This window comes from Serratia surfactantfaciens (genome assembly GCF_001642805.2).
GTDB classification, from domain to species: domain Bacteria; phylum Pseudomonadota; class Gammaproteobacteria; order Enterobacterales; family Enterobacteriaceae; genus Serratia; species Serratia surfactantfaciens.
The window spans coordinates 3,835,738-3,858,843 of sequence record NZ_CP016948.1 but is presented as its reverse complement, the minus strand read 5'-3'; the positions used below and the strand labels follow the sequence as shown (position 1 = coordinate 3,858,843).

22 protein-coding genes and 1 other RNA gene are annotated in these 23,106 nt (G+C 60.9%); 7 read left to right on the top strand and 16 right to left on the bottom strand.

The window, feature by feature from the left end:
- Positions 1 to 6: 6 nt before the first annotated feature.
- A complete protein-coding gene (gltB, locus tag ATE40_RS18070; RefSeq protein ID WP_019453123.1) occupies positions 7 to 4,467 on the bottom strand; it encodes a glutamate synthase large subunit in 4,461 nt (1,486 codons plus the stop codon).
- Between the two features lie 692 nt (positions 4,468 to 5,159).
- Here gltB and mnmL point away from each other — a divergent pair.
- The 4 genes from mnmL to mtgA all read left to right on the top strand — a co-directional run bounded on the left by mnmL (position 5,160) and on the right by mtgA (position 10,149).
- The gene (gene mnmL, locus ATE40_RS18065; RefSeq protein ID WP_063918703.1) at positions 5,160 to 6,098 is read left to right on the top strand and encodes a tRNA modification radical SAM protein MnmL/YtqA; all 939 of its coding nucleotides are present in this window, start codon (positions 5,160 to 5,162) and stop codon (positions 6,096 to 6,098) included.
- A 92-nt stretch (positions 6,099 to 6,190) separates the two neighbouring features.
- Positions 6,191 to 8,530 (top strand): aerobic respiration two-component sensor histidine kinase ArcB, encoded by a 2,340-nt coding sequence (gene arcB, locus ATE40_RS18060; protein WP_019453121.1) that lies wholly within the window; start codon positions 6,191 to 6,193, stop codon positions 8,528 to 8,530.
- A 237-nt stretch (positions 8,531 to 8,767) separates the two neighbouring features.
- Positions 8,768 to 9,421, top strand: coding sequence for an isoprenoid biosynthesis glyoxalase ElbB (elbB, locus tag ATE40_RS18055; protein WP_019453120.1), 654 nt, complete (start codon positions 8,768 to 8,770; stop codon positions 9,419 to 9,421).
- Complete coding sequence (mtgA, locus tag ATE40_RS18050; protein ID WP_019453119.1) at positions 9,418 to 10,149, top strand: monofunctional biosynthetic peptidoglycan transglycosylase; 732 nt, start codon at positions 9,418 to 9,420, stop codon at positions 10,147 to 10,149. The genes elbB and mtgA overlap by 4 nt, the downstream gene beginning before the upstream one ends.
- Before the next feature lie 39 nt (positions 10,150 to 10,188).
- On the opposite strand, the gene dolP is transcribed toward mtgA, so the two are convergent.
- Genes dolP through ATE40_RS18030 form a run of 4 tightly spaced genes read right to left on the bottom strand, consistent with a single transcriptional unit; the run spans position 10,189 to position 13,805 of the window.
- A complete protein-coding gene (gene dolP, locus ATE40_RS18045; protein WP_021505102.1) occupies positions 10,189 to 10,764 on the bottom strand; it encodes a division/outer membrane stress-associated lipid-binding lipoprotein in 576 nt (191 codons plus the stop codon).
- Positions 10,765 to 10,773: 9 nt separating this feature from the next.
- Entirely contained in the window at positions 10,774 to 11,364 is a 591-nt protein-coding gene (gene diaA, locus ATE40_RS18040; protein WP_004937103.1) for a DnaA initiator-associating protein DiaA, read from the bottom strand.
- 51 nt (positions 11,365 to 11,415) lie between these two features.
- Positions 11,416 to 11,769 (bottom strand): YraN family protein, encoded by a 354-nt coding sequence (locus tag ATE40_RS18035; RefSeq protein ID WP_019453117.1) that lies wholly within the window; start codon positions 11,767 to 11,769, stop codon positions 11,416 to 11,418.
- Positions 11,766 to 13,805, bottom strand: coding sequence for a penicillin-binding protein activator (locus ATE40_RS18030; protein ID WP_063918704.1), 2,040 nt, complete (start codon positions 13,803 to 13,805; stop codon positions 11,766 to 11,768). Before ATE40_RS18030 ends, ATE40_RS18035 begins: the two co-directional genes overlap by 4 nt.
- Positions 13,806 to 13,867: 62 nt before the next feature.
- On the opposite strand from ATE40_RS18030, the gene rsmI reads away from it, so the two are divergent.
- Both rsmI and rnpB read left to right on the top strand, forming a co-directional pair.
- Positions 13,868 to 14,731, top strand: coding sequence for a 16S rRNA (cytidine(1402)-2'-O)-methyltransferase (gene rsmI / locus ATE40_RS18025; RefSeq protein WP_004937108.1), 864 nt, complete (start codon positions 13,868 to 13,870; stop codon positions 14,729 to 14,731).
- A gap of 41 nt (positions 14,732 to 14,772) precedes the next feature.
- Positions 14,773 to 15,150, top strand: an RNA gene (gene rnpB, locus ATE40_RS18020) — RNase P RNA component class A.
- Between the two features lie 62 nt (positions 15,151 to 15,212).
- Here rnpB and ATE40_RS18015 read toward each other — a convergent pair.
- Positions 15,213 to 15,914, bottom strand: coding sequence for a pirin family protein (locus tag ATE40_RS18015; protein WP_025160116.1), 702 nt, complete (start codon positions 15,912 to 15,914; stop codon positions 15,213 to 15,215).
- Between the two features lie 107 nt (positions 15,915 to 16,021).
- Between ATE40_RS18015 and ATE40_RS18010 the strand changes: the two genes are divergently transcribed.
- Complete coding sequence (locus tag ATE40_RS18010) at positions 16,022 to 16,918, top strand: LysR family transcriptional regulator (RefSeq protein WP_004937113.1); 897 nt, start codon at positions 16,022 to 16,024, stop codon at positions 16,916 to 16,918.
- 51 nt (positions 16,919 to 16,969) lie between these two features.
- Here ATE40_RS18010 and ATE40_RS18005 read toward each other — a convergent pair whose 3' ends face one another.
- The 10 genes from ATE40_RS18005 to exuR all read right to left on the bottom strand — a co-directional run bounded on the left by ATE40_RS18005 (position 16,970) and on the right by exuR (position 23,088).
- A complete protein-coding gene (locus tag ATE40_RS18005; RefSeq protein WP_063918705.1) occupies positions 16,970 to 17,956 on the bottom strand; it encodes a glutathione S-transferase family protein in 987 nt (328 codons plus the stop codon).
- Positions 17,957 to 18,026: 70 nt separating this feature from the next.
- Positions 18,027 to 18,422: a DoxX family protein gene (locus tag ATE40_RS18000; protein ID WP_025160115.1), complete on the bottom strand. Its 396-nt coding sequence runs from the start codon at positions 18,420 to 18,422 to the stop codon at positions 18,027 to 18,029.
- Between the two features lie 296 nt (positions 18,423 to 18,718).
- The gene (locus ATE40_RS17995) at positions 18,719 to 19,006 is read right to left on the bottom strand and encodes a YqjK-like family protein (RefSeq protein ID WP_063918706.1); all 288 of its coding nucleotides are present in this window, start codon (positions 19,004 to 19,006) and stop codon (positions 18,719 to 18,721) included.
- Entirely contained in the window at positions 19,003 to 19,404 is a 402-nt protein-coding gene (locus ATE40_RS17990) for a phage holin family protein (RefSeq protein WP_015379160.1), read from the bottom strand. The genes ATE40_RS17995 and ATE40_RS17990 overlap by 4 nt, the downstream gene beginning before the upstream one ends.
- 2 nt (positions 19,405 to 19,406) lie before the next feature.
- On the bottom strand, positions 19,407 to 19,712 hold the full coding sequence (locus ATE40_RS17985) for an ElaB/YgaM/YqjD family protein (RefSeq protein WP_063918707.1): 306 nt from the start codon (positions 19,710 to 19,712) through the stop codon (positions 19,407 to 19,409).
- Between the two features lie 164 nt (positions 19,713 to 19,876).
- Positions 19,877 to 20,248: a DUF1090 domain-containing protein gene (locus ATE40_RS17980; protein WP_019453111.1), complete on the bottom strand. Its 372-nt coding sequence runs from the start codon at positions 20,246 to 20,248 to the stop codon at positions 19,877 to 19,879.
- A gap of 242 nt (positions 20,249 to 20,490) precedes the next feature.
- The gene (gene mzrA, locus ATE40_RS17975) at positions 20,491 to 20,865 is read right to left on the bottom strand and encodes an EnvZ/OmpR regulon moderator MzrA (RefSeq protein ID WP_004937130.1); all 375 of its coding nucleotides are present in this window, start codon (positions 20,863 to 20,865) and stop codon (positions 20,491 to 20,493) included.
- On the bottom strand, positions 20,862 to 21,542 hold the full coding sequence (locus ATE40_RS17970; protein WP_063918708.1) for a DedA family protein: 681 nt from the start codon (positions 21,540 to 21,542) through the stop codon (positions 20,862 to 20,864). Before ATE40_RS17970 ends, mzrA begins: the two co-directional genes overlap by 4 nt.
- 136 nt (positions 21,543 to 21,678) lie before the next feature.
- Positions 21,679 to 22,125, bottom strand: a complete 447-nt coding sequence (locus ATE40_RS17965) for a hypothetical protein (protein ID WP_063918709.1) — start codon at positions 22,123 to 22,125, stop codon at positions 21,679 to 21,681.
- 186 nt (positions 22,126 to 22,311) lie between these two features.
- Positions 22,312 to 23,088: a transcriptional regulator ExuR gene (gene exuR / locus ATE40_RS17960; RefSeq protein WP_019453108.1), complete on the bottom strand. Its 777-nt coding sequence runs from the start codon at positions 23,086 to 23,088 to the stop codon at positions 22,312 to 22,314.
- Positions 23,089 to 23,106: the final 18 nt, after the last annotated feature.

Here is a 23,106-nt window from a genome sequence, read left to right as displayed (position 1 = left end):
TACCTCTTACTGCGCCTGCACCCGCAGCTCGGCTGCGGAACGGCTACGGTGACCCAACAGCGCTTTGACATCGCTGGACTTCGGTTTGACCAGGGCGAACTTCGGCGCCCACTCCGGCCAGTTGGCCAGGATCTCTTCCGCGCGGGAAGAGCCGGTCGCCTGCACGTGTTCGGTGATCAGGCCGCGCAGGTGCTCCTCGTGGATCGCCAGCTGATCGACATCCAGCACTTCCACCAGCTCCGGGTTCACGCGCTTGCGGAACTCGCCGTCTTCGTCCAGCACGTAGGCGAAGCCGCCGGTCATGCCGGCACCAAAGTTGATGCCGGTTTTACCCAGCACACAGACGATGCCGCCGGTCATGTATTCACAGCCGTTGTCGCCGATGCCTTCCACCACGGTAATGGCGCCGGAGTTGCGCACCGCGAAACGTTCGCCCGCGCGGCCGGCGGCGAACAGTTTGCCGCCGGTGGCTCCGTACAGGCAGGTGTTGCCGACGATGCTGGCTTCATGGCTGCGGAAGGCGGAGCCGATCGGCGGACGCACCGCGATGCTGCCGCCGGCCATGCCTTTACCGACATAGTCGTTGGCGTCGCCGGTCAGGGTCAGCTCGACGCCGCCGGCGTTCCAGACGCCGAAGCTCTGCCCGGCGGTGCCGGAGAAGTGCGCCTTGATCGGATCGGCCGCCATGCCCTGATCGCCGTGCGCGTTGGCGATAGCGCCGGACAGCATGGCGCCCACGGAGCGGTCAGTGTTGCGAATGTCGAAGTAGAAGGTTTTGCCCTGTTTCGCTTCGATGTGCGGCTGTGCCTGCGCCAGCAGCTCTTTGTTCAGCAGGCCCTTGTCGAACGCCGGGTTGCTGCTTTCGGTGCAGTACACCGCTTTGCCCGGATGCGGCGTGGCGGTTTTCAGCAGCGGCGACAGATCCAGCTTGTTTTGTTTGGCGGAGATGCCGTCCAGCTCGGTCAGGAACTCGGTGCGGCCGATCAGATCCACCAGCTGGCTCACGCCCAGCTGCGCCATGATCTCGCGGGTTTCACGCGCGATAAACTGGAAGTAATTCGTCACGCGTTCCGGCAGGCCGTGGTAGTGATCGCGGCGCAGTTTGTCGTCCTGAGTCGCGACGCCGGTCGCGCAGTTGTTGAGATGGCAGATGCGCAGGTATTTGCAGCCCAGCGCCACCATTGGCCCGGTGCCGAAGCCGAAGCTTTCCGCGCCCAGGATCGCCGCTTTGACGATGTCCACGCCGGTTTTCAGGCCGCCGTCCACCTGCAGGCGGATCTTGTGGCGCAGGCCGTTGGCCACCAGCGCCTGCTGGGTTTCCACCAGGCCCAATTCCCACGGACAGCCGGCGTATTTCACCGAGGACAGCGGGCTGGCGCCAGTGCCGCCGTCGTAACCGGCGATGGTGATGAGATCGGCATAGGCTTTTGCCACGCCGGTGGCGATGGTGCCGACGCCCGGTTCGGACACCAGTTTCACCGAGATCACCGCCTTCGGATTGACCTGCTTCAGGTCGAAGATCAGCTGCGCCAGATCTTCGATCGAGTAGATATCGTGGTGCGGCGGCGGGGAGATCAGGGTCACGCCCGGCACCGAGTAACGCAGTCTGGCGATATACGGGGTGACTTTGTCGCCCGGCAGTTGGCCGCCTTCGCCCGGCTTGGCGCCCTGCGCCACCTTAATCTGGATCACATCGGCGTTCACCAGATAGGCCGGCGTCACGCCGAAGCGGCCGGAGGCCACCTGTTTGATGCGCGACACCTTGTTGGTGCGGTAGCGCGCCGGATCTTCGCCGCCTTCGCCGGAGTTGGAGAAACCGCCGAGGCCGTTCATGGCGATCGCCAGCGACTCGTGCGCTTCCGGGCTCAGTGCCCCGATCGACATCGCCGCGGTGTCGAAGCGTTTGAACAGCGACTCCGCCGGTTCAACCTGATCGACCGGGATCGGTTCGCCTTTCGGCGTGATGGCCAGCAGATCGCGCAGCATGGCGACCGGCCGCTCGTTCACCAGCTTGGCGTAGGCTTGATAGTCGCTGTACTCGCCGCTGTGCACCGCTTTTTGCAGTGAGTTCACCACGTCCGGGTTGTAAGCGTGGTATTCGCCGCCGTGCACGAACTTCAGCAGGCCGCCTTGCTCCAGCGGTTTGCGTTTCAGCCAGGCGCGCTTGGAAAGGTTCTGCAGATCCTGCTGGAAGTCGCTGAAGCTGGCGCCGCCGATGCGGCTGACCACGCCCTGGAAGCACAGATCTGCCAGATCGCGGTGCAGGCCGACCGCTTCGAACAGCTTGGAACAGCGGTAAGAGGCGATGGTCGAGATGCCCATTTTGGACATGATCTTGTACAGGCCCTTGTTGATGCCGTTGCGGTAGTTCAGCATCACGTCGCGGTATTTCTTGTCGATCGCCTGGCTATCCACCAGCTTGGCCAGGGTTTCATAGGCCAGATACGGGTAGATGGCGGTCGCGCCGAAGCCGAGCAGCACGGCGAAGTGGTGCGGATCGCGGGCGCTGGCGGTTTCAACGATCAGGTTGGCGTCGCAGCGCAGGCTCTTTTCCACCAGGCGGGTTTGTACGGCGCCAACTGCCATCGGGGCCGGTACCGGCAGGCGGCCGGGCGCGATGGCGCGGTCGGACAGCACCAGCAGCACCGCGCCTTCGCGCACCTTGCGTTCCGCTTCGTCGCACAGGGCGCGAATGGTCTGCTCCAGATCCTGCTGTTGCGGATCGAAGGTCAGATCGAGGGTCTCGGCGCGATAGTATTCGCCTTCCAGCGTGGTGAGCTGTTTGAAATCGGAGTACAGCAGGATCGGCGATTTGAAGCTCAGGCGGTGCGCCTGGCCTTCGGCTTCGCAGAACACGTTCATTTCACGGCCGATGCTGGTGGCCAGCGACATGACGTGCGCTTCGCGCAGCGGATCGATAGGCGGGTTGGTGACCTGCGCGAACTGCTGGCGGAAATAGTCGTAAACGATGCGCGGCCGGCTGGAGAGCACGGCGAACGGGGTATCGTCGCCCATCGAGCCGGTGGCTTCCTGGCCGATCTCGCCCAGCACGCGGATCACCTGATCCAGCTCTTCGCTGCTGTAGCCGAACTGTTTCTGGTAGGTCTCGAGCTGTGCGTCGTCGAGCTCGCGGCTGCCAACCTGATCGTCCGGCAGATCTTCGAACGGCACCAGACGTTTGACGTTTTTCTCCATCCACTCTTTATACGGATGGCGGCTTTTCAGATCGTTGTCGGTTTCCGCCGAGTGCAGGATACGGCCGCTGCGGGTGTCGATCACCATCAGCTCGCCGGGGCCGACGCGGCCTTTTTCTACCACTTCGTCCGGCTGGTAATCCCAGATGCCGACTTCGGAGGCGCAGGTGATCAGCTTGTCTTTGGTGATCACGTAGCGCGCCGGGCGCAGGCCGTTGCGATCGAGGTTACAGGCGGCGTAGCGGCCGTCGGACATCACGATGCCGGCCGGGCCGTCCCACGGCTCCATGTGCATCGAGTTGAAGTCGAAGAAGGCGCGCAGATCGCCGTCCATGTCCGGGTTGTTCTGCCAGGCCGGTGGCACCAGCAGGCGCATGGCGCGGATGAGATCCATCCCGCCCGCCAGCAGCAGCTCCAGCATGTTGTCCAGCGAGCTGGAGTCGGAGCCGGTTTCGTTGACGAACGGCGCGGCGGCCTGCAGATCCGGGATCAGCGGCGTTTGGAATTTATAGGTACGGGCGCGCGCCCATTGGCGGTTGCCGGTGATGGTGTTGATTTCGCCGTTGTGCGCCAGGTAACGGAACGGCTGCGCCAGCGGCCAGCGCGGCACGGTGTTGGTGGAAAAACGCTGGTGGAACAGGCAAATGGCCGATTCCAGGCGCAGGTCCGCCAGATCGAGATAGAAGCGCGGCAGATCCGCAGGCATGCAGAGGCCTTTATAGATCGTCACCAGGTTGGAGAAGCTGCAGACGTAGAAACTGTTGTCCTGCACGCGTTTCTCGATGCGGCGGCGCGCCACGAACAGGCGGCGTTCCATATCGCGCGGGCGCCAGCCGGCCGGGGCGTTAACGAAGATTTGCTCGATGCGCGGCAGGGAGGAGAGGGCGATTTCACCCAGCACGTCCGGGTTGGTCGGCACTTCACGCCAGCCGACGATCGACAGCGTTTCGTTTTGCAGCTCTTCTTCCACGATGCGGCGGCTGAGGCGCGCTTCCTCTTCATTCTGGCTAAGGAACATCATGCCGACGGCGTAGTTCTTGGCCAAGCGCCAACCGCGCTCTTCCGCCACCATGCGGAAGAAGCGATCGGGTTTTTGCAGCAACAGGCCGCAGCCGTCGCCGGTCTTGCCGTCGGCCAGGATCGCGCCGCGGTGCTGCATGCGGGCCAGCGCGTGAATGGCGGTGCGCACCACCTTGTGGCTAGGTTCGCCTTCTATGTGGGCGATCAGGCCGAAACCACAGTTGTCCCTCTCTTGGGATTTATCGTACAACATATCAGTGAACCTCCCCAGGCTCTGCGTGACTCTCACAACCTACTGCGAGGGGGCTTCCCAATTTCAGGCAGAAGTCCAATCAGCAAGTTAACCCCGCCAATCTGCTTTTCCGCCCTCCATCAATGGCCTCTCGTGACGGTCTCACAAGTGGTATAGGACTTGTTTTAAGAGGGAGTCTTCAATTACTGCATAAATATGACGAGACGTTTGCCCGTCCAGAAAGCTTCCAGCGGACTTCCAACTTAGCGAGAAAGAATTCGCAGGTCAAATGTGGGCTTAAGATAGATTCTTATCGAATTGATGATGTTTATTTATTTGAAAAATAAGTGTTTTAATGCATTTTTGCACTATCGTGGGGCAACGCGGATCCCCGCAGAAGTGTGAGCTGTCTCACTATAGTGCAACCCCTTAATCTCTGCACCATGCTAGTGCGGGGGTTAATGACAGAGTTTTATTCTATAAGATATTGCTTTGTTGATGTTTATGACTATTTTTCACCGCATTGTCATATTGCCGTTAACGGTTGCGTGACGATTAGAATAATTCATCAGAATTATAGTGAATTTATTTGCGTTTATGATGAATGGTTATGCGTGATGGCGCCTTGCGGGGAAAGCGTTGATCTCTGTCATCGCGGGAAAAACCGTTTCTTATTAGCATCGCGGCTTTGAACACAGAGAATCACCAAGATTATGCAGTTGCCGCAATTAGTCAATATGTTTGGCGCGGATCTCCAGCGCCGCTATGGCGAAAAGATCCATAAACTCACGCTACACGGCGGATTCAGCTGCCCAAACCGCGACGGCACGCTGGGACGCGGTGGCTGTACATTTTGCAACGTCGCGTCGTTCGCCGATGAAACGATGCAGCAGCAGAGCATCGCCGAACAGCTGGCGCGGCAGGCCGCACGGGTCGACCGGGCGCGGCGCTATCTGGCCTATTTCCAGGCCTATACCAGCACCTATGCGGAGGTCGAACTGCTGGCGTCGATGTATCGGCAGGCGCTAACGCAGAGCGACATGGTCGGCCTGTGCGTCGGCACCCGGCCGGACTGCGTGCCGCCCGCCGCGTTGGACCTGCTGGCGGGCTACCGCGAACAAGGCTATGAAGTGTGGCTGGAACTGGGGCTGCAGACGGCGCACGATAAAACGCTAAAGCGCATCAACCGCGGCCATGATTTCCGCTGCTATCAGCAGACCGCACGGCTGGCTCGACAGCGCGGTCTGAAGGTGTGCTGCCATCTGATCGTCGGGCTGCCGGGAGAAACCCAGCGCGATCATCTGCTCACGCTGCAGCAGGTGACGCAGACCGGCGTCGACGGCATCAAGCTCCACCCGCTGCACGTCGTCACCGGCAGCACCCTGGCGCGGGCTTGGCAGGCCGGGCGTTTGTCCGAACTGGCGCTGGAGGATTATGCCGCCAGCGCCGGGGAGATGATCCGCCATACGCCGGGGGACGTGGTGTACCACCGCCTTTCCGCCAGCGCCCGCCGGCCTACGCTGCTGGCGCCGCTGTGGTGCGAAAACCGCTGGAGCGGCATGCAGGCAGTCGGCGCTTATCTGCAACGGCACGGCGGGCAGGGCAGCGCGCTGGATGAAAAGCGGCGCTACCGCCCTGGCATGCCGCTCTGAAGTGCAATCTTTGCCACACTTCGGCGTTTGCCGCCTTATCTCACCGCTGTTTTACGGTATGATTCAAAAGATTGTGTCTGATGGGAGCCGCTATGAAGCAAATCCGGGTGTTGGCCCAGTACTACGTCGATTTAATGGTAAAACTGGGGTTGGTGCGCTTCTCGCTGCTGCTGGCCTCGGCGCTGGTGGTGCTGGCGATGGTGGTGCAGATGGCGGTGACCATGCTGCTGCGCGGCGAAGTGGAAAGCATCGACGTGGTGCGTTCGATCTTCTTCGGCCTGCTGATCACCCCGTGGGCGGTCTATTTCCTCTCTGTGGTGGTGGAGCAGCTGGAGGAGTCGCGCCAACGGCTGGCGCGGTTGGTGGACAAGCTGGAGGAGATGCGCCACCGCGATCTGGAGCTCAACCAGCAGCTTAAAGACAATATCAGCCAGCTGAACCAGGAGATCGCCGACCGTATCAAGGCGGAGGAAGAGCGTCTGCAGGTGATGGAAAAGCTGACGGAAGAGATGGAACAGCGCGAACTGGCGCAGATTGAGCTGGGCCAGCAATCGGCGCTGTTGCGTTCCTTCCTCGATGCCTCGCCGGATCTGGTTTATTACCGCAACGAAGACAAAGAATTTTCCGGTTGCAACCGCGCGATGGAGCTGCTGACCGGCAAGAGCGAGAAGCAGTTGATCGGCCTGACGCCGTTCGACGTCTACGGCCAGGAGATCGCCGAAAAGGTGATCGAAACCGACGAGAAGGTGTTCCGCCACAACGTCTCGCTGACCTACGAACAGTGGTTAGTGTATCCCGATGGCCGCAAGGCCTGTTTCGAGCTGCGCAAGGTGCCGTTTTACGACCGGGTGGGCAAACGCCACGGCCTGATGGGCTTCGGCCGCGATATTACCGAGCGTAAGCGCTACCAGGACGCGCTGGAGAATGCCAGCAGGGAGAAGACCACCTTTATCTCAACGATCAGCCACGAGCTGCGTACGCCGCTTAATGGCATCGTCGGCCTGAGCCGCATCCTGCTCGATACCGAGCTGAACGATGAGCAGCTGAAATACCTGAAGACCATTCACGTCAGCGCCATCACCCTCGGCAACATCTTCAACGACATTATCGAAATGGATAAGCTCGAGCGGCGCAAGGTGCAGCTCGACAACCAGCCGGTGGACTTCACCGGCTTCCTGGCGGATTTGGAGAACCTCTCGGGCCTGCTGGCGCAGCCGAAAGGGCTGCAGTTCGTCATGGAGCCGCAGACGCCGCTGCCGCAGCAGATCGTGACCGACGGCACCCGCCTGCGGCAGATCCTGTGGAACCTGATCGGCAACGCGGTGAAATTTACCCAGCAGGGCCAAATCGTGGTGCGCGTGCGGCGCGAGGCGCCGGAGAAGCTGGTGTTCGAGGTGGAGGACTCGGGCATGGGCATCCCGCAGGACGAGCAGGACAAGATCTTCGCCATGTATTATCAGGTGAAAGATCAGCGCGGTGGCCGCCCGGCCACCGGCACCGGCATCGGGCTGGCGGTCTCCAAGCGGCTGGCGCAGAGCATGGGCGGCGACATCACCGTGCGCAGCGAACAGGGGCACGGTTCTTGCTTCACCCTGACCATCAAGGCGCCGGCGGTGCAGGAAGCCGTCAGCGCGGCGCCGGAGGAAGAGGAGCTGCCGTTGCCGGCGCTGCACATCCTGCTGGTGGAGGATATCGAACTGAACGTGATCGTGGCGCGCTCGGTGCTGGAGAAGCTGGGCAACAGCGTCGAGGTGGCGATGAACGGCCACGACGCGCTGGCGATGTTCGATCCGGACGAGTTCGATCTGGTGCTGCTGGACATCCAACTGCCGGACATGACAGGGCTGGATATCGCCCGGGCGCTGCGTGAGCGCTATGCCGGGCAGGCGCTGCCGCCGCTGGTGGCCCTGACCGCCAACGTGCTGAAAGACAAAAAAGAGTATCTCGAGGCGGGCATGGACGATGTGCTGAGCAAGCCGTTGTCGGTGCCGGCGCTGACCCAGGTCATCAAACACTATTGGGATCATCAACCTTCTCACACTTCTAAGAAAACGGAGCACAAGGCGATGCAGATTAATGAGTCGTTACTCGATACCGCGATGCTGGAGCAGTACATGGACCTGGTTGGCCCGCAGTTGATCCACCAAAGCCTGGAGATGTTCGAACAGATGATGCCGGGCTATCTGGCGGTGCTGGATTCCAACATGACGGCGCGCGATCAGAAAGGCATCACCGAGGAAGGGCACAAGATCAAGGGCGCTGCCGGTTCGGTCGGTCTGCGCCACCTGCAGCAGCTGGCACAACAAATTCAAACGCCTACGCTGCCGGCCTGGTGGGATAACGTGCAGGATTGGGTGGATGAGTTGAAACAAGAGTGGCGCAACGATGTGCAGGTGCTGCGGGCTTGGGTTGAGAACGCTGAAAAAAAATGACCCCGACCTAAGCCGGGGTGCGCGAATATTGCGCCAACACCAGGGAAATTGTGAACCTGCGTATTGGTTTCAGTGTTCTGGTCGAGCAGGTTGTAGCGAATTCCTAAACATCATACAGCCAACAACATAGCAAATGTAAGCGCTCTTGTTAGAAGATTCATTAAAATGTGTGATGTAGATTAGTGTTTGTCAACTCCGAGCACGAACCAGTTGACAGCAGCGACAGGAGTAAGAGTGATGAAAAAGGTGGGTGTCGTCCTCAGCGGCAGCGGCGTTTATGACGGTACAGAGATCCATGAAGCGGTGTTGACGCTGCTGGCGTTGGACCGCGCCGGCGCCCAGGCGGTGTGCTTTGCGCCGGATAAACCTCAACGCCATGTTATCAATCACTTATCCGGTGATGAGATGGCGGAGTCGCGCAATGTCCTGATTGAATCGGCGCGCATCGCCCGCGGCGCTGTGCAGCCGCTGGCGCTGGCGGAAGCCGCGCAGCTGGATGCGCTGATCGTGCCCGGCGGCTTCGGCGCCGCCAAGAATCTCAGCAATTTCGCCGAAGCCGGCGCGGAATGTTGGGTCGATGAAGATTTGGCGCGCCTGACGCGCGAGATGCATAAGGCCAACAAACCAATTGGCCTGATGTGCATCGCGCCGGCGCTGTTGCCGAAGCTGCTGGATCAACAAGCGCGGCTGACCATTGGCAACGATCCCGACCTGGGGGAAGTGATTGACGCCATGGGCGGAGAGCCGGTGATTTGCCCGGTGGACGACATCGTGGTGGACCGCGAACATAAGATCGTGACCACGCCGGCCTATATGCTGGCGCCGTCGATCGCGCAGGCGGCCCTCGGCATCGACAAACTGGTGGCGCGGGTGCTGGAACTGGCTGAATGAGAAAATCGCTCGGCGGATGGCGGCGGCTGCGCCCGTGGTATTGGCTGAAGCGCGGCGTCATCGCGATTATCGGCCTGTGGGTGCTGGGCATTGTGGCCTTTGCTTTCCTGCCGGTGCCGTTTTCCGCCGTGATGGTGGAGCGGCAAGTCAGCGCCTGGTTGAGCGGCGACTTCGGCTACGTCGCTCATTCTGACTGGGTGTCGATGGACGATATCTCGCCGCAGATGGCGCTGGCGGTGATGGCGGCGGAAGATCAGAAGTTTCCCGATCATTGGGGCTTCGACGTGGCGGCCATTGAAAAGGCGCTCAGCCACAACGAGAAACGCCCGACGCGCATCCGCGGCGCGTCCACGCTGTCGCAGCAAACCGCCAAGAATCTGTTTCTGTGGGATGGCCGCAGCTGGCTGCGCAAAGGGCTGGAGGCCGGGCTGACGTCGGGCATCGAGCTGGTGTGGACCAAGCGGCGCATTCTGACGGTGTATCTGAACATCGTAGAGTTCGGCGATGGGGTGTTCGGCGTGGAGGAGGCTTCACAACGCTTTTTCCATAAGCCGGCCAAGCGCCTGACCGCAGCCGAAGCGGCGCTGCTGGCGGCGGTATTGCCGAATCCGCACCGTTTCAGGGCCGATGCGCCGTCCGGCTATGTGGTGCAGCGTCAACAGTGGATCATGCGTCAGATGCGGCAGTTGGGCGGGGAAACGTTTTTACGCGAGAACAAGCTGGATTAAGCGAGCGGGAACGGCGTAGCGCCGCTCCCGCAGAGAGGGTTACTTCACATAGGTAAAGGCGGTAGTGACGTGCTTCACGCCGCTGACCTGGCTGGCGATCTGCGCCGCCGATTGCCCTTCCTGCTGCGTGACCAGGCCCAGCAAGAACACTTCGCCGTTTTCGGTGGTGACCTTCACGTTGGACGATTTCACCGTATCGCTGGTCAACAGCTGCGAACGCACCTTGGTGGTGATCCAGGTGTCGGAGGAGGCGGTGCTCAGGCTGACCGGCGTGCCCTGGCGGATTTCGTTATACACTTCGGTGGTGCCTTCCACGCCCATGGCGATCTGCTTGGCGCGCGCGGTGAGGTCGGCGTTAGGCGACTGACCGGTCAACAGCACCTTGCCCTGATAGGCGGTGGCGACCACCCGGGCTTCTTTCTTCAACTGCTGGTCTTTGCTCAGGGCGCTCTCGACCCTGGCTTCCAGCGTGCCGTCATCTACCTGAGTCCCTACGCTGCGCGGGTCGGTGGCGGTTTTGGTGGCGACGGCCGCACTGCCGACGACGACGCCGGCGATACAGCCTTGCAACAGCAGGGCGCTGGACAGCACTGCAAATGTGGCTTTTAGCTTCATCTCAGTTCCTTAATCGTCCTGGTGGGGGAATAACGTATTGTCTATCAGGTCGCACAGGCAGTTTACGGTAAGCATATGCATTTCCTGAATGCGCGAACTGCGGTGCGACGGGATGCGGATCTCGACATCCTGTTGGCCGAGCAACCCGGCCAGTTCGCCGCCGTCGTAGCCGGTGAGCGCGACGATGGTCATGTCGCGCGTGACGGCCGCTTCGACCGCTTTCACAATATCACGGCTGTTGCCGCGGGTGGAAATCGCCAGCAGCACGTCGCCGGTGTGCCCGAGCGCGCGCACCTGCTTGGCGTACACTTCGTCGTGCAGCCGATCGTTGCTGATCGCCGTCAGCACCACGTTGTCGGCATTGAGGGCGATGGCCGGCAGGCTGGGGCGCTCGGTTTCAAAACGGTTGATCATGCTGGCGGCGAAGTGCTGCGCGTTGGCCGCCGAGGTGCCGTTGCCGCAGCACAGGATTTTGTTGCCGTTGAGTAAGGATTGAACCAGCGTCATCGCCGCGCGGGAAATGGCGTCAGGCAACGCTTCCGCCGCCGCGATCTGGGTTTGGATGCTTTCGGTAAAACAGACTTTAATTCTATCCAGCACGTTGTATTAATCCACTAAGTCAAAGGGCCGGTCTGCGCCGCAAAACCCCGATTAATCCGCATTGAAGGCGTTGGGTATCCATTCTAACTGGCTACCGGTAATGGCCAAAACATCAAAACGGCAAGATGATGTGTCAAAACTGGCTCCGCGTCCCGCCAGCCAGACGGCGGCGGCGTGCAGCAACCGCTGCTGTTTGCGAGAGGTGACGCTGGCGGCCGCGCCGCCGAAAGCGTCGTTGCGGCGGTAGCGCACTTCGACGAACACCCAGGTGGCGCCGTCGCGCATGATGAGGTCGAGCTCACCGCCGCGCACCGCGACGTTGGCGGCGCAGAAGGTGAGCCCGGCGTGTTCCAGATGACGGCGGGCCAGTAACTCATAGCCCGCCCCTGAGGCGCGTGGGTTCAAGAGACCGGGACGACCGTACCCTGACGGTATTGCAGCCAAGGCAGTTTGCGGTTGATCACGCAGTTCGGCGACGCGCTCAGCGTACCGGTGGTGCCGGAAACCTGGAAGCCCGGCAGCTGGCGCATTTCAGCAAAATGGTTGGCCAATGTCCAGGCATCCATCCCCATTGCATACAGGCGCACCAGCGAGTAATCGTTGCGGAAACGCGCGCTGGCCTGCTGCAGCAGCTGAGGGTTTGAGCCGGCCAACAGCGGAATATCGCTGAACTGCAGGCCTTCCATTTCCAGACGGAAGTCCGGGCCGGCGCCGGCCTGGTAGCTGCGCGAGCTGGCGTACATCGCCGGTTTGCCGCGCGAGCTGGTGGCCATGTCGATCATCGGTTTGATCAGCGTCAGCTGGGACTGGGTGGCGACGATATATACCGCGTCGACGTTGCCGCCGGTGGCGGCGGGTACGTCGCTCGGCGGCGCCGGAATGGTCAGCCCGGCGATGGTGACGCTCTGCGGCGCCGGGGCGCTCGACATCGGCGTGCCGGTCATGCGGATGCCGCCGCTGTTCACCATCTGGCGCAGTTCACCGGCGGAGCCGATGTCCTGACGCAGCACGGTTTGCCCCCCCTGTTTCTGCCATTCCTGGTTAAAGGCCTTGGCGACGCGATCGCCGAAGGCACCGCGCGGCACCAGCAGCAACGGCTGGCGCTTCTGTTGTTCCCAGATGTGGCGGGCGGCGTCGCGCGCTTCATCTTCCGGCGACAGAGCGAAGTAACAGATGTTCAGGTTATCCTTCGGCGTTTCCGGCTGGTTGAGCGCCAGCACGTTCAGCGTGGTGGTGCTGGCGGACAGCTGGTCGACGTTCTCTTTCAGCAGCGGCCCGACCACCAGAGTGGCACCATCCTGCTGCGCCTGGCTCAGCAAGGCGGCCAGCGGCTGGCTAGTGGTGTCGTACACTTTGACCTGCGCATTGGCGGCCTGCAGCGGCGTTACCGGCGCGCTGGACGGTGCGGCGGGTTGCGCGGCGGTCACGGCAGGTTGGCTCTCTTGCGCTGAAGGGCTGACCGCGCCGTTGGCGTTGATGTCACCCGCAGCGGCCTGGTCGGCCGGCGCCGTTTGGGCCGCTGTGGCAGCCGGTTGTGCGGCTTGAGGCTGTGGCGCCGGCATGGAGCCGCCGTTTTTCGCCGCTTCGAAGCCTTGCTGGATGGCGTCGGCGAACACCTTCGCCTGGCCGTTCAACGGCAGCAGCAGGGCGATTTTCGAGGTAGAGGCTTGGGTGAAGTTCAGCACCTGGTTCAGGCGAGCCGGCAGCGTTTTGGCCGCCGGGTTTTTCGGATAACGGTTCTGCCAATCTTTGATGCCGGCCTTCAGCAGATCGGGATCCTGCTTGTTGTCCTGATAGACGCGCAGCAGATCCAACCAGCCTTGCAGCACGTTTTCATCGGCGTTGATCACCAGGCTGTTCATCTCCTGCGGCGTCAGCTGCAGCAGCGCCTGCCAGGTCTGGTCCAGGTTTTCCTGGTGCGGTTTACCGGTCAGCAGCGGCTCCTGCGCGATATAGGCGCGGATCAGCGGCAGCGACGCTTTGCCCTGATTGGCGGCGATCTGCGCCTGGTAGTAACGCACCTTCTGATTCGGTGACAGCGAACTGCTGTCCAGGTGGCCCAGCGTGCTGCGGGCGCTGACGTAGCTCTTGTTGGCGATCTGCAGTTCGGCGGTCAGCAATTGGCGTTCGGTCTGCTGCGCGCCGCTGAGGTTTTTCGGCAGTTGATTCAACTGGTCGCCGGCCTGCGGCAGTTTTCCTTCACGCAGCAAGGCGCGAATAGCAAGTAATTGCCAGTCAGCCTTGTTATCATCGCTGCTTTGCTGCAACTGCTGCAGGTAGTAATCGGAGCTGGCGCTCGCTTCGTCCTGTATATTGGCGGGCGGCGTTTGCGGGGCCCGACTTGGACAGCCCGCCAGGAAAAGGGCGGCGGCGATGACTGCGGTCAGTCGGACAGGCTTGGAACGCCCTGCTTTGGTACGAACGAATGTTGAGGAAAGCATACTGTATCCAGTGATGTTTTTTTCAAGATGCTCAATATTAAATCGGCAACCCGGATGAAACAATGAATCAACACCAACAATCAGTCATTTCTGCATCAACGCTGTATGTGGTGCCCACTCCAATCGGCAATCTGGGCGATATTACCCACCGTGCGTTAGAGGTACTGAAAAGCGTTGATCTGATCGCGGCGGAAGATACGCGCCATACCGGATTGCTGCTGCAACACTTCGCGATCAACGCGCGCCTGTTCGCACTGCACGATCACAACGAACAGCAAAAGGCCGATCAACTGCTGGCGAAACTGCAGGAAGGCCAGAGCATCGCGCTGGTGTCCGACGCCGGCACGCCATTGATCAACGATCCCGGTTATCACCTGGTGCGCCGTTGCCGCGAGGCAGGCATTCGCGTGGTGCCGCTGCCGGGCGCCTGCGCCGCCACGACTGCGCTGTGCGCTGCGGGCGTCGCTTCCGACCGTTTCTGCTACGAAGGCTTCCTGCCGGCGAAAACCAAGGGGCGCAAGGATACGCTGATGGCGCTGGCGGAGGAGCCGCGCACGCTGATTTTCTATGAGTCCACCCATCGTCTGCTGGAAAGCCTGCAGGACATGGTCACCGTCTGGGGCCCGCAGCGCTATGTGGTGCTGGCGCGCGAACTCACCAAGACCTGGGAATCCATCCACGGCGCGCCGGTGGGCGAACTGCTGGCGTGGGTGCAGGAAGATGAAGTGCGCCGCCGCGGCGAAATGGTGCTGATCGTCGAAGGCCACAAGGCGCAGGAGGATGCGTTGCCGCTCGAGGCGCTGCGCACGCTGGCGCTGCTGCAAAAAGAGCTGCCGCTAAAAAAGGCGGCGGCGCTGGCGGCGGAAATCCACGGCGTGAAGAAAAATGCGTTGTATAAGCACGCGCTGGAGCAACAACAGCCGTAAAGCGGTTGACCTGCCGCCGTCGCGACGCTACTATCCGCGCCGGAGTTGACCAGACAGTCGCCGCTTCATTGCCGTCCTCTTCGGGGAGACAGATGGAGGGGAGGAAAGTCCGGGCTCCATAGGGCAGGGTGCCAGGTAACGCCTGGGAGGCGCAAGCCTACGACTAGTGCAACAGAGAGCAAACCGCCGATGGCCCGCGCAAGCGGGATCAGGTAAGGGTGAAAGGGTGCGGTAAGAGCGCACCGCGCGGCTGGCAACAGTTCGTGGCACGGTAAACTCCACCCGGAGCAAGGCCAAATAGGGGTTCACATGGTACGGCCCGTACTGAACCCGGGTAGGCTGCTTGAGCCAGTGAGCGATTGCTGGCCTAGAGGAATGACTGTCCACGACAGAACCCGGCTTACCGGTCAACTCCCTCGACAAAAGAAAACCCCGCGCAACGTCAGTTGCGCGGGGTTTTTCGTTTTCCGGCCGGTTTGGTTTACACCGGCAGGTCGATCAGCAGCGCGCGCAGCGGCGTCTCGGCGCGGATCGTCAGGCGATTCTCCTCGCGCACGAAGGCGCCGTCGCCGCAGGTCAGACGCTGTTCTTCGTGGTGCTCGCCGTTGGCGGTGATGGTGCCGTGGATCGACTGCAAATAAGCGCGCGGCCCGTTAATCGCCAGCGTCAGCTGTTCACCCGCTTGCAGATCGAGATGGTGGATCCAGACCTGCTGGCGCAGCTGCAGGCTGCCCTGCGCGCCGTCCGGCGAGGCCAGCAGCAGGTTGCCTGCCGCCGGCAGCGTCAGGCGCTGCACCCGCTCGTTGCTGCGTTCCGGACAGGCGTCCAGCCACAGCTGCAGACGGGTGAGCGGCGTGTCGCCGCTGACGTTCTGCTCGCTGTAACTCAGGCCCGGCTGGGTGGCCAACAGCAGCGCTTCGCCGGCTTTGGCACGCACCGTGTTACCGTCGCTGTCGCGGTACTCCGCCTCGCCCTGCAGGATCAGGTTCAGGATGTCCACGCTGGGATAGGTGCGCGGCTGGAACGACGCGCCCGGTGCCAGCACCTCCTGATTCAGTACCCGCAGCGAGGCGTAGCCCATCAGTTTGGGATCGAAGTAGTGACCAAAGGAAAAGGTGTAGCGAGCCTGCAGCCAACCAAAGTCAGCTTGCCCGCATTGTTGTGCTGTTCTGCATGTAATCATGGCAATCGGCTCTCTAAATTCATTATCCAAATGGTAAGCATCTGGACGTCGGATTGTTAGCCAGTTAATCTGGTCGGCATATTCAAATTTCCTGACAGAGGGATGTGATGGCCAGAGATCGGGCGCTCACGCTTGAGGCGCTGAGAGTGATGGACGCGATCGACCGGCGTGGCAGTTTCGCCGCGGCCGCCGACGAATTGGGCCGGGTGCCGTCGGCGCTCAGCTACACCATGCAAAAATTGGAAGAAGAATTGGACGTGGTGCTGTTCGACCGTTCGGGCCACCGCACCAAGTTCACCAACGTGGGGCGCATGCTGCTGGAGCGCGGGCGGGTGCTGCTGGAGGCGGCAGACAAGCTGACCACTGACGCCGAAGCGCTGGCGCGCGGTTGGGAAACCCACCTGACCATCGTCAGCGAAGCGTTATCACCGCCGAGCCTGCTGTTCCCGCTGGTCGACAAGCTGGCGCTGAAGGCCAATACCCAGGTGTCGATTTTCACCGAAGTGTTGGCGGGCGCCTGGGAGCGGCTGGAGCAGGGGCGCGCCGACATCGTGATCGCACCGGATATGCATTTCCGCGCATCCTCGGAGATCAACACCCGCAAACTGTACAAGGTGATGAGCGTCTATGTCGCCGCGCCGGATCACCCGATCCATCAGGAGCCGGAGCCGTTGTCCGAGGTGACCCGCGTGAAGTACCGCGGCATCGCCGTGGCGGATACCGCCCGCGAGCGCCCGGTGTTGACCGTTCAGCTGCTGGATAAACAACAACGTCTGACGGTGAGCACCATTGAAGACAAGCGTCTGGCGCTGCTGGCCGGGTTGGGGGTGGCGACCATGCCGTATCCGATGGTGGAGAAAGATATCGAAGCCGGGCGGCTGCGGGTGGTGGGGCCGGAATACAGCCGCGAAGCCGACATCATCATGGCCTGGCGGCGCGACAGCATGGGAGAGGCGAAAGCCTGGTTCCTGCGCGAAATTCCGCGCCTGTTCGCACAGCGTTAACGTTCGTTGAATGACATCCCCTTGCCGGGCGGCAAGGGGATTTTTTTCGTCTTAACCGAAGCGCTGGTCGCGGCCGTGCGGCTCGTCCAGATCCTGCGCCGGCCCGATGGAAATGATGCCATACGGGTTGATGGTGGCGTGGCTGCGGTAGTAGTGATTGCGAATGTGCGGCAGGCTGACCGTCTCGGCGATGCCCGGCATCTGGTAGATGTCGCGCAGGAAACCGTACAGGTTCAGGTAGTCGCTGATGCGGTGTTTGTCGCACTTGAAGTGGGTGACGTATACCGGATCGAAACGCACCAGCGTGGTCCACAGCCGCAGGTCGGCCTCGGTCAGCCGATCGCCGGTCAGATAGCGGTGCTGCCCCAGGATCTGCTCCAGGCGCTCCAGCGCGCTGAATACCCCGTGGACCGCTTCGTCATACGCTTCCTGGCTGGTGGCGAAACCGGCCTTGTACACGCCGTTGTTCACCCGATCGTAAATCCAACCGTTCAGCTCATCGATCTTGCCGCGCAGTTCGGCCGGGTAGTAATCGCCCGCGCGGGCGCCCACGCCGTCAAATGCGCTGTTGAACATGCGAATGATGTCGGCGGATTCGTTGCTGACGATGGTTTGCTGCTGTTTATCCCACAGCACCGGCACGGTCACGCGCCCGCTGTAGTGCGGGTCGGCCCGCAGGTAGATCTGGTACAGGAAGTCGGCGTGATACAGCGGATCGCCGGTGGTCTCAGGAAAATCCTGGCCAAAGGTCCAGCCGTTTTCCAGCATCAGCGGGTGCACCACGGAAACTGGAATGATCTGCTCCAGCCCTTTCAATTTGCGCATCAGCAGCGTGCGGTGCGCCCAGGGGCAGGCGAGAGAAACATACAGGTGATAACGGCCCGCTTCGGCCTGGAAGCCGCCCGCGCCGTGTTCGCCCGGCTGACCGTCGGCGGTCACCCAATTGCGAAACTGAGCGGTTGAACGTTTGAAACGGCCGCCGGTAGATTTCGTGTCATACCAGATGTCTTGCCAAACGCCATCGACGAGTTGTCCCATGGGAATCTCCTTGGTGTCCGAGTGAAAAACGACAGGGCCCGGCATGCCGGACCCTGAATGACAGTTTAGATTACCATTTCTTGTTCAGAATACGGTCGATGCTGAAGCCGCCTGGGCCTGCGACTGCCAACACGATGAAGCCGCCGGCGATGGTCAGGTTTTTCATGAACATCAGCTGGTTTACGCCTTCTGCAAAGTCAGTGTGGAACAGCAGCGCGGTCAGGATGGTGAAACCGGCGGTGAACAGCGCCACGGTGCGGGTCAGGAAACCGAACAGGATCGCCAGGCCGCCGCCAAATTCCAGCAGGATGGTCAGCGGCAGCAAGAAGCCAGGCACGCCCATCGATTGCATGTATTGTTGGGTGCCGGCGTAGGCGTCACCCATTTTGCCGTAGCCTGCCACGATGAACAGGATTGGCATCAGAATACGAGCAACCAGCAAACCTGTATCTTCTAATTTTTTCATCATCAACTCCAAAAGTGTTTTTGTGCGCCTGTTCGGCGGTAGTCATATCAGCGGGCGGCGTAGCGGGTCTTTGACCCTGTCCGGTCCGTATCGTATTGATGGAGTGAATGTTAAGCGGGAAGTGCTCAGGTTGTTAGCAAGTAAAACTGTCGTAATTTTTCAAAAAATCTGAATCTTTAGCGTGCTAATAAATTGCCGTTGGTCAGCAGGCTGCCCGGCCCCGGGATTAGGCATGCTGTTTCAGGGGGAAAAATGGGGGCAGAGCAACAGGAGGTTTGAAGGAAAAACGCGGCGGCTTACTTGGTAGAGAACGTCTTCTTAAACAGACGGATAGCGCTCCAGGCGCCGAAAGCGCGGCGCGACCAGCGGATCATCTTGCTGGGATGGCGGATGCCGTACAGCGCTATGATGCTGGAACCGAGCACCAGATAGCGGCGCAGGCCAAACACCGTTTGCCAGCCGCGGTCGATGCGTTCGGTCTTTTCCAGCCACAGAGACTTGTGTTCGGCCAGATCCAGACGCTGTTGCTGGATCTGCCGAATCAGCCTCTCTTTCTTCCATTCCAGGTAGCGGCGGCGGCTCATGGTTCGCGCTCCAGCTCGGCGCGGTCGAGCTCCAGCTGCTTGCGCGTGGCGCCCAGCAGCGTGGTGCGACGGGCCTTGACCAGCGTCCAGATGGTGCCGACCACGGCCAGGAACAGCAACACGCCGGTCGTGGCACCCAGCGCCACCAGCCGGTAGACCGGATCGATGGCCCAGAAGATCAGGATCAGCAGGCTCATCAAACCGAAGGCGGTGAACAGCAGCGTCATACCGGCCATGATCAGCAGCTGAATGAGGTTGGCTTTCTCCTCTTCCAGCTCGACGACCGCCAGCCGGACACGGGTTTCCACCATGCCGACCAGGATCGTGATGATGCGCTGACCGATATCCAGGACCCCTTTGGCGGGGCCCTGCGCGCGCACTTGCGGTTGTTCAGCCATGATTAGCGACGCGCGAGCAGCACGCCCAGCACCACGCCGACCGCCGCGCCGATACCGATGCCGGTCCACGGGTTGTCGCGCACGTAGTCGTCGGCTTGGCCGGCGATCTGTTTGGTTTGCGAAGCCAGCCTGTCACCGGCGTCGCTCAGGCGAGCGCGGGTCTCTTTCAGCGCGCCTTCCGCTTTCGAACGCAGCTTCTCCAGCTCGGCTTTCGGCTTGTCGGTGGAGGAGTTCAGCACTTCCTCCAGCGTATCGGCTAAGGACTTCAGTTCAGCGCGTAAGTTTTCTGCATTTGAATCATGTGCCATGTGATTATTCCTTAACGTTTATTTCGACAGACTTTTAACATAGCGGATTTTTTCGCCGGAGCAAAGGGGTGATGACTAGCAGATAACACCAGACATCACTTTCATATGCTTAAGAAATCCCGCGTGATGGGGCTCTCATCGATAAATCCGCTGGTGTAAAAAAATTATTCCGCCTGGGCGCGTTTCAACTCAGCCTGCGCTTCCGCCAGCTTTTGCTGTTTCTTGGCGACCTTGTCCAGCTTGCCGGTTTGCTGCGCTTCTTTCAGTTCTTCCCGGCGTTCGTCAACCTTGCGCTGTTTCTCCGCGATATTTTTCTGGCGTTCGGCCTGCAGGCCGGCTTCGGTGCAGTGGGTCTGCACTTCGCTCAGCGCCTTTTTCAGCCCGTCCACGCGGTGGGTGTTGCCGTGCTGGGTGGCGTAGTCGATTTGTTGTTGGATGCTTTGCGCTTTGGCGGCGCAGCCGCCCTCTGCGGCCGAAGCGAGTGCCGGCAGCGCGCAGAGTGGCAGCAGCAGTAACAGTGAATGGCGTAATTTCATCTTTCAGTTCCTTTTCATGGGATGCCTGCACAGGCATCCGCTTTCCTGACTGCCGAAGACGGCAGCGTGAGAGGAGGGCGTTCATCGCCGGCTGAAGTTACCCTTCAGCATAGTCATGAAACCGGCGTGCCTCCAAAGAATCAGCCGCGGCATGGTGTCGACTGACTGATTTTTGAGCTAAACGGTGCGAATGAAAATGAAGATAACGGCAGCGAAAGGAAACCCCTTCATCTGAAGGGGTATTATCCCAGATTGAGTGGGGAACGCGCAAATTCGCGCACCCAATGCGACGGCACCGGGGACTCGCTCAATGCGATGTGGTAACCGGGCGGCAGGATGGTTTGCAACGCTTCGCGCGCCAGCAATTGCTGCTCCGGCGAATCCAGGCGAATGACCAGGCCATCGCCTTCCGGCGTGATGCTCTTGATGCGGATGCCGCGCTCATCGAGGCGCTGGTAGACATAAAATCCGTCGGGCAGCGACAGCCCCTGCTGGCTGGCGCGAATGCGCAGCTCGCTCTCGGTGCGCACCATGCATGGCACCAACAGCGTCGCCAACGCCAGCAGGGCGAGCGCGATCATCAGGACGTATTGCCAGCGCGGGCGCTTTGCTGTCACGCCCCTTTCCCCGGGTTCTGGCCGCTGGCGCGTTTCTTGCGCCACAGCACGATCAGCGAGCCGACCAGACCGACCACCAGCAACACCAGCGGCAACATCATCAGGCAGAACATCAGCTGATCTTCATACTTGCGGAACACCGGGGTTTTACCCAGCGCAAAACCGAGCGTCGTCAGGATCAAGACCCACAGCAGGCCACTCATCCAGTTGAAGAACTGGAAGCGCGCGTTGCTCAGGCCGGACAGCCCGGCGATGGTCGGCAGCAGGGTGCGCACGAAGGCCAGGAAGCGGCCCACCAGCAGGGCGGAAAGCCCGTGGCGGTGGAACAGGTTGTGCGCCCGCTGATGGTAGTGGGCCGGCAGGTGCGAAAGCCAGCCTTGCACCGTTCGCGTATTGCCGAGCCATCGGCCCTGTATGTAACTGACCCAGCACCCCAGGCTGGCGGCGACGGTCAGGATCACGACGGTCAGCGGGAAGCCCATGGTGCCTTTGGCGATCAGCACGCCGACCAGGATCAGCAGGCTGTCGCCCGGCAGGAAAGCGGCCGGCAGCAGGCCGTTTTCCAAAAACAGGATCATGAACAGCAGGATGTAGAGGGTCCACACCAACGAAGGGTTCGCCAGCGTCTCAAAATCCTGCTGCCACAAGGCATGTATCAGTTCTTTAATGATATCCATCCGGTGTTCCTAAAACGTCATTGTTTATTTTTATCTCAGCGGCGGAGCGGACGTGGGCTGAAAGCGCGCGGCGATCCTGATTGCTGATAACGATGAAACGGCGTTGCTTTAAAGTTTCTAAGCGGTGCGACACCGGTCATAGGTGGTAAGTCAGCGTGCCACGGTACTGCATGTTACTTTCTTTCCAGCCGGCTTGCCGACTCTGTTGCCTGGAGGCGTCCAGCATCCAGTCGACCTGGGCAAGCCGGTTGGGGGCCGGGGTGTCCTGGCGGGGGAAACGAATTCGGTAGCCCGGCTCAGCGGCCAAGGTATAGACCGGCGCCAGCAGGGAAAATGCGAGCAGCGAGCCGGAGAAAGAGTGCGCTCTGGGCAGCAGCAGCGGCAACTTGCCGGGGGCTTTGCGGCGCGCTTCGGCCGGCGCCCGATATACATGATCATAGGGGGAAAGCGCCGGCTCCGCCAGCAGCGGCAGGCTGCTCAGCGCGCTGGGGGTGGGCTTGGATGACGCCACGCAAAGCTGTTGGCCGGAGACCGAACCGGTCCAGCAGAAAAGAGCAATCAGCATGGCAAACAACCAGCGCATTTATTCGCGTTCCGCCCCCGCAGCAATGGGTAAAAAAGTGGGCTAACTCTACCAAAATAGCACGATTGGCAACAGGGAAATCTACGTTGCCAGCGGTGAAATAGTACACGGCAAACGGCGGTTACGGCATCGATTCAGCGGATTTTACATTACCTGACATAAGCCGACGGTTTTTGACCGCAGTGGCTATTTCGGCTCGTGGCTCACGCCATCCAGATGCACTACCGGATTCTCGGCGAACAGGTAGCGGTCGGCGTTGTATTCGAAGTCGTCGCTGGTGGCGTTGAACAGCATCTGCTTGGTGTTTTCCAGATGTTGCCACATCGCCAGCTTGGCGGCGTAAGGGTCTTTGCGCATCAGCGCCTTGAGGATTTGATCGTGATCGTCGCACCAGCTGGCGATCGAGCGTTCGTCGATGTGCTCGTGCAGCTTTTTCCAGTAAGGGTTGTTGACCCGCTGCACCCACATTTTCTCCACGATGGTGGCCATGGCGGTGTTCTGAGTAGCCAGCGCCACCTGCACGTGGAACTTCAGATCCCACTGCGAGTCGCGGAAGCGATCCTCTTTGCGGGCGTGCTCCTGGATCTCCATCAGTTGCACGATATCCTGCTTGGTCACCTGGGTGGCGGCGAATTCGGCGATGTTGCTTTCGATCAGCTGGCGCGCCTGCAGCAGCTCAAACGGGCCGGCGGTGGCGAACTCGATGCTGTCGCCCGGCACCACCAGGTGCTTTTGCTGGTTGGAGACCACGTGGATCCCGGATCCTTTGCGCACGTCCACATAGCCTTCCACTTCCAGCATGATGATCGCTTCGCGCACCACGGTGCGGCTGACATTCATCTCTTCGGCGATGTATCGCTCGGCCGGCAGTTTGTCGCCCACCGGGTAGCGCCCGCTTTCGATACGGTGCTTAAGCTCGGCGGCCAGTTGCTGATACAGGCGTCTGGTTTCAGTGAATTCCATAGTGAATGCTCTATACGG

Bases quoted from the DNA above. Each gene is read 5' to 3' on its own strand.
- ATE40_RS18000 (WP_025160115.1), bottom strand. From the start codon at position 18,422: ATGAAAAAATTAGAAGATACAGGTTTGCTGGTTGCTCGTATTCTGATG.
- ATE40_RS17995 (WP_063918706.1), bottom strand. From the start codon at position 19,006: ATGAGCCGCCGCCGCTACCTGGAATGGAAGAAAGAGAGGCTGATTCGG.
- ATE40_RS18015 (WP_025160116.1), bottom strand. From the start codon at position 15,914: ATGATTACATGCAGAACAGCACAACAATGCGGGCAAGCTGACTTTGGT.
- ATE40_RS17980 (WP_019453111.1), bottom strand. From the start codon at position 20,248: ATGAAATTACGCCATTCACTGTTACTGCTGCTGCCACTCTGCGCGCTG.
- rsmI (WP_004937108.1), top strand. From the start codon at position 13,868: ATGAATCAACACCAACAATCAGTCATTTCTGCATCAACGCTGTATGTG.
- arcB (WP_019453121.1), top strand. From the start codon at position 6,191: ATGAAGCAAATCCGGGTGTTGGCCCAGTACTACGTCGATTTAATGGTA.
- mnmL (WP_063918703.1), top strand. From the start codon at position 5,160: ATGCAGTTGCCGCAATTAGTCAATATGTTTGGCGCGGATCTCCAGCGC.
- ATE40_RS17990 (WP_015379160.1), bottom strand. From the start codon at position 19,404: ATGGCTGAACAACCGCAAGTGCGCGCGCAGGGCCCCGCCAAAGGGGTC.
- gltB (WP_019453123.1), bottom strand. From the start codon at position 4,467: ATGTTGTACGATAAATCCCAAGAGAGGGACAACTGTGGTTTCGGCCTG.
- dolP (WP_021505102.1), bottom strand. From the start codon at position 10,764: ATGAAGCTAAAAGCCACATTTGCAGTGCTGTCCAGCGCCCTGCTGTTG.
- ATE40_RS18005 (WP_063918705.1), bottom strand. From the start codon at position 17,956: ATGGGACAACTCGTCGATGGCGTTTGGCAAGACATCTGGTATGACACG.
- ATE40_RS17970 (WP_063918708.1), bottom strand. From the start codon at position 21,542: ATGGATATCATTAAAGAACTGATACATGCCTTGTGGCAGCAGGATTTT.
- ATE40_RS17965 (WP_063918709.1), bottom strand. From the start codon at position 22,125: ATGCGCTGGTTGTTTGCCATGCTGATTGCTCTTTTCTGCTGGACCGGT.
- ATE40_RS17985 (WP_063918707.1), bottom strand. From the start codon at position 19,712: ATGGCACATGATTCAAATGCAGAAAACTTACGCGCTGAACTGAAGTCC.
- mtgA (WP_019453119.1), top strand. From the start codon at position 9,418: ATGAGAAAATCGCTCGGCGGATGGCGGCGGCTGCGCCCGTGGTATTGG.
- ATE40_RS18030 (WP_063918704.1), bottom strand. From the start codon at position 13,805: ATGCTTTCCTCAACATTCGTTCGTACCAAAGCAGGGCGTTCCAAGCCT.
- exuR (WP_019453108.1), bottom strand. From the start codon at position 23,088: ATGGAATTCACTGAAACCAGACGCCTGTATCAGCAACTGGCCGCCGAG.
- ATE40_RS18010 (WP_004937113.1), top strand. From the start codon at position 16,022: ATGGCCAGAGATCGGGCGCTCACGCTTGAGGCGCTGAGAGTGATGGAC.
- elbB (WP_019453120.1), top strand. From the start codon at position 8,768: ATGAAAAAGGTGGGTGTCGTCCTCAGCGGCAGCGGCGTTTATGACGGT.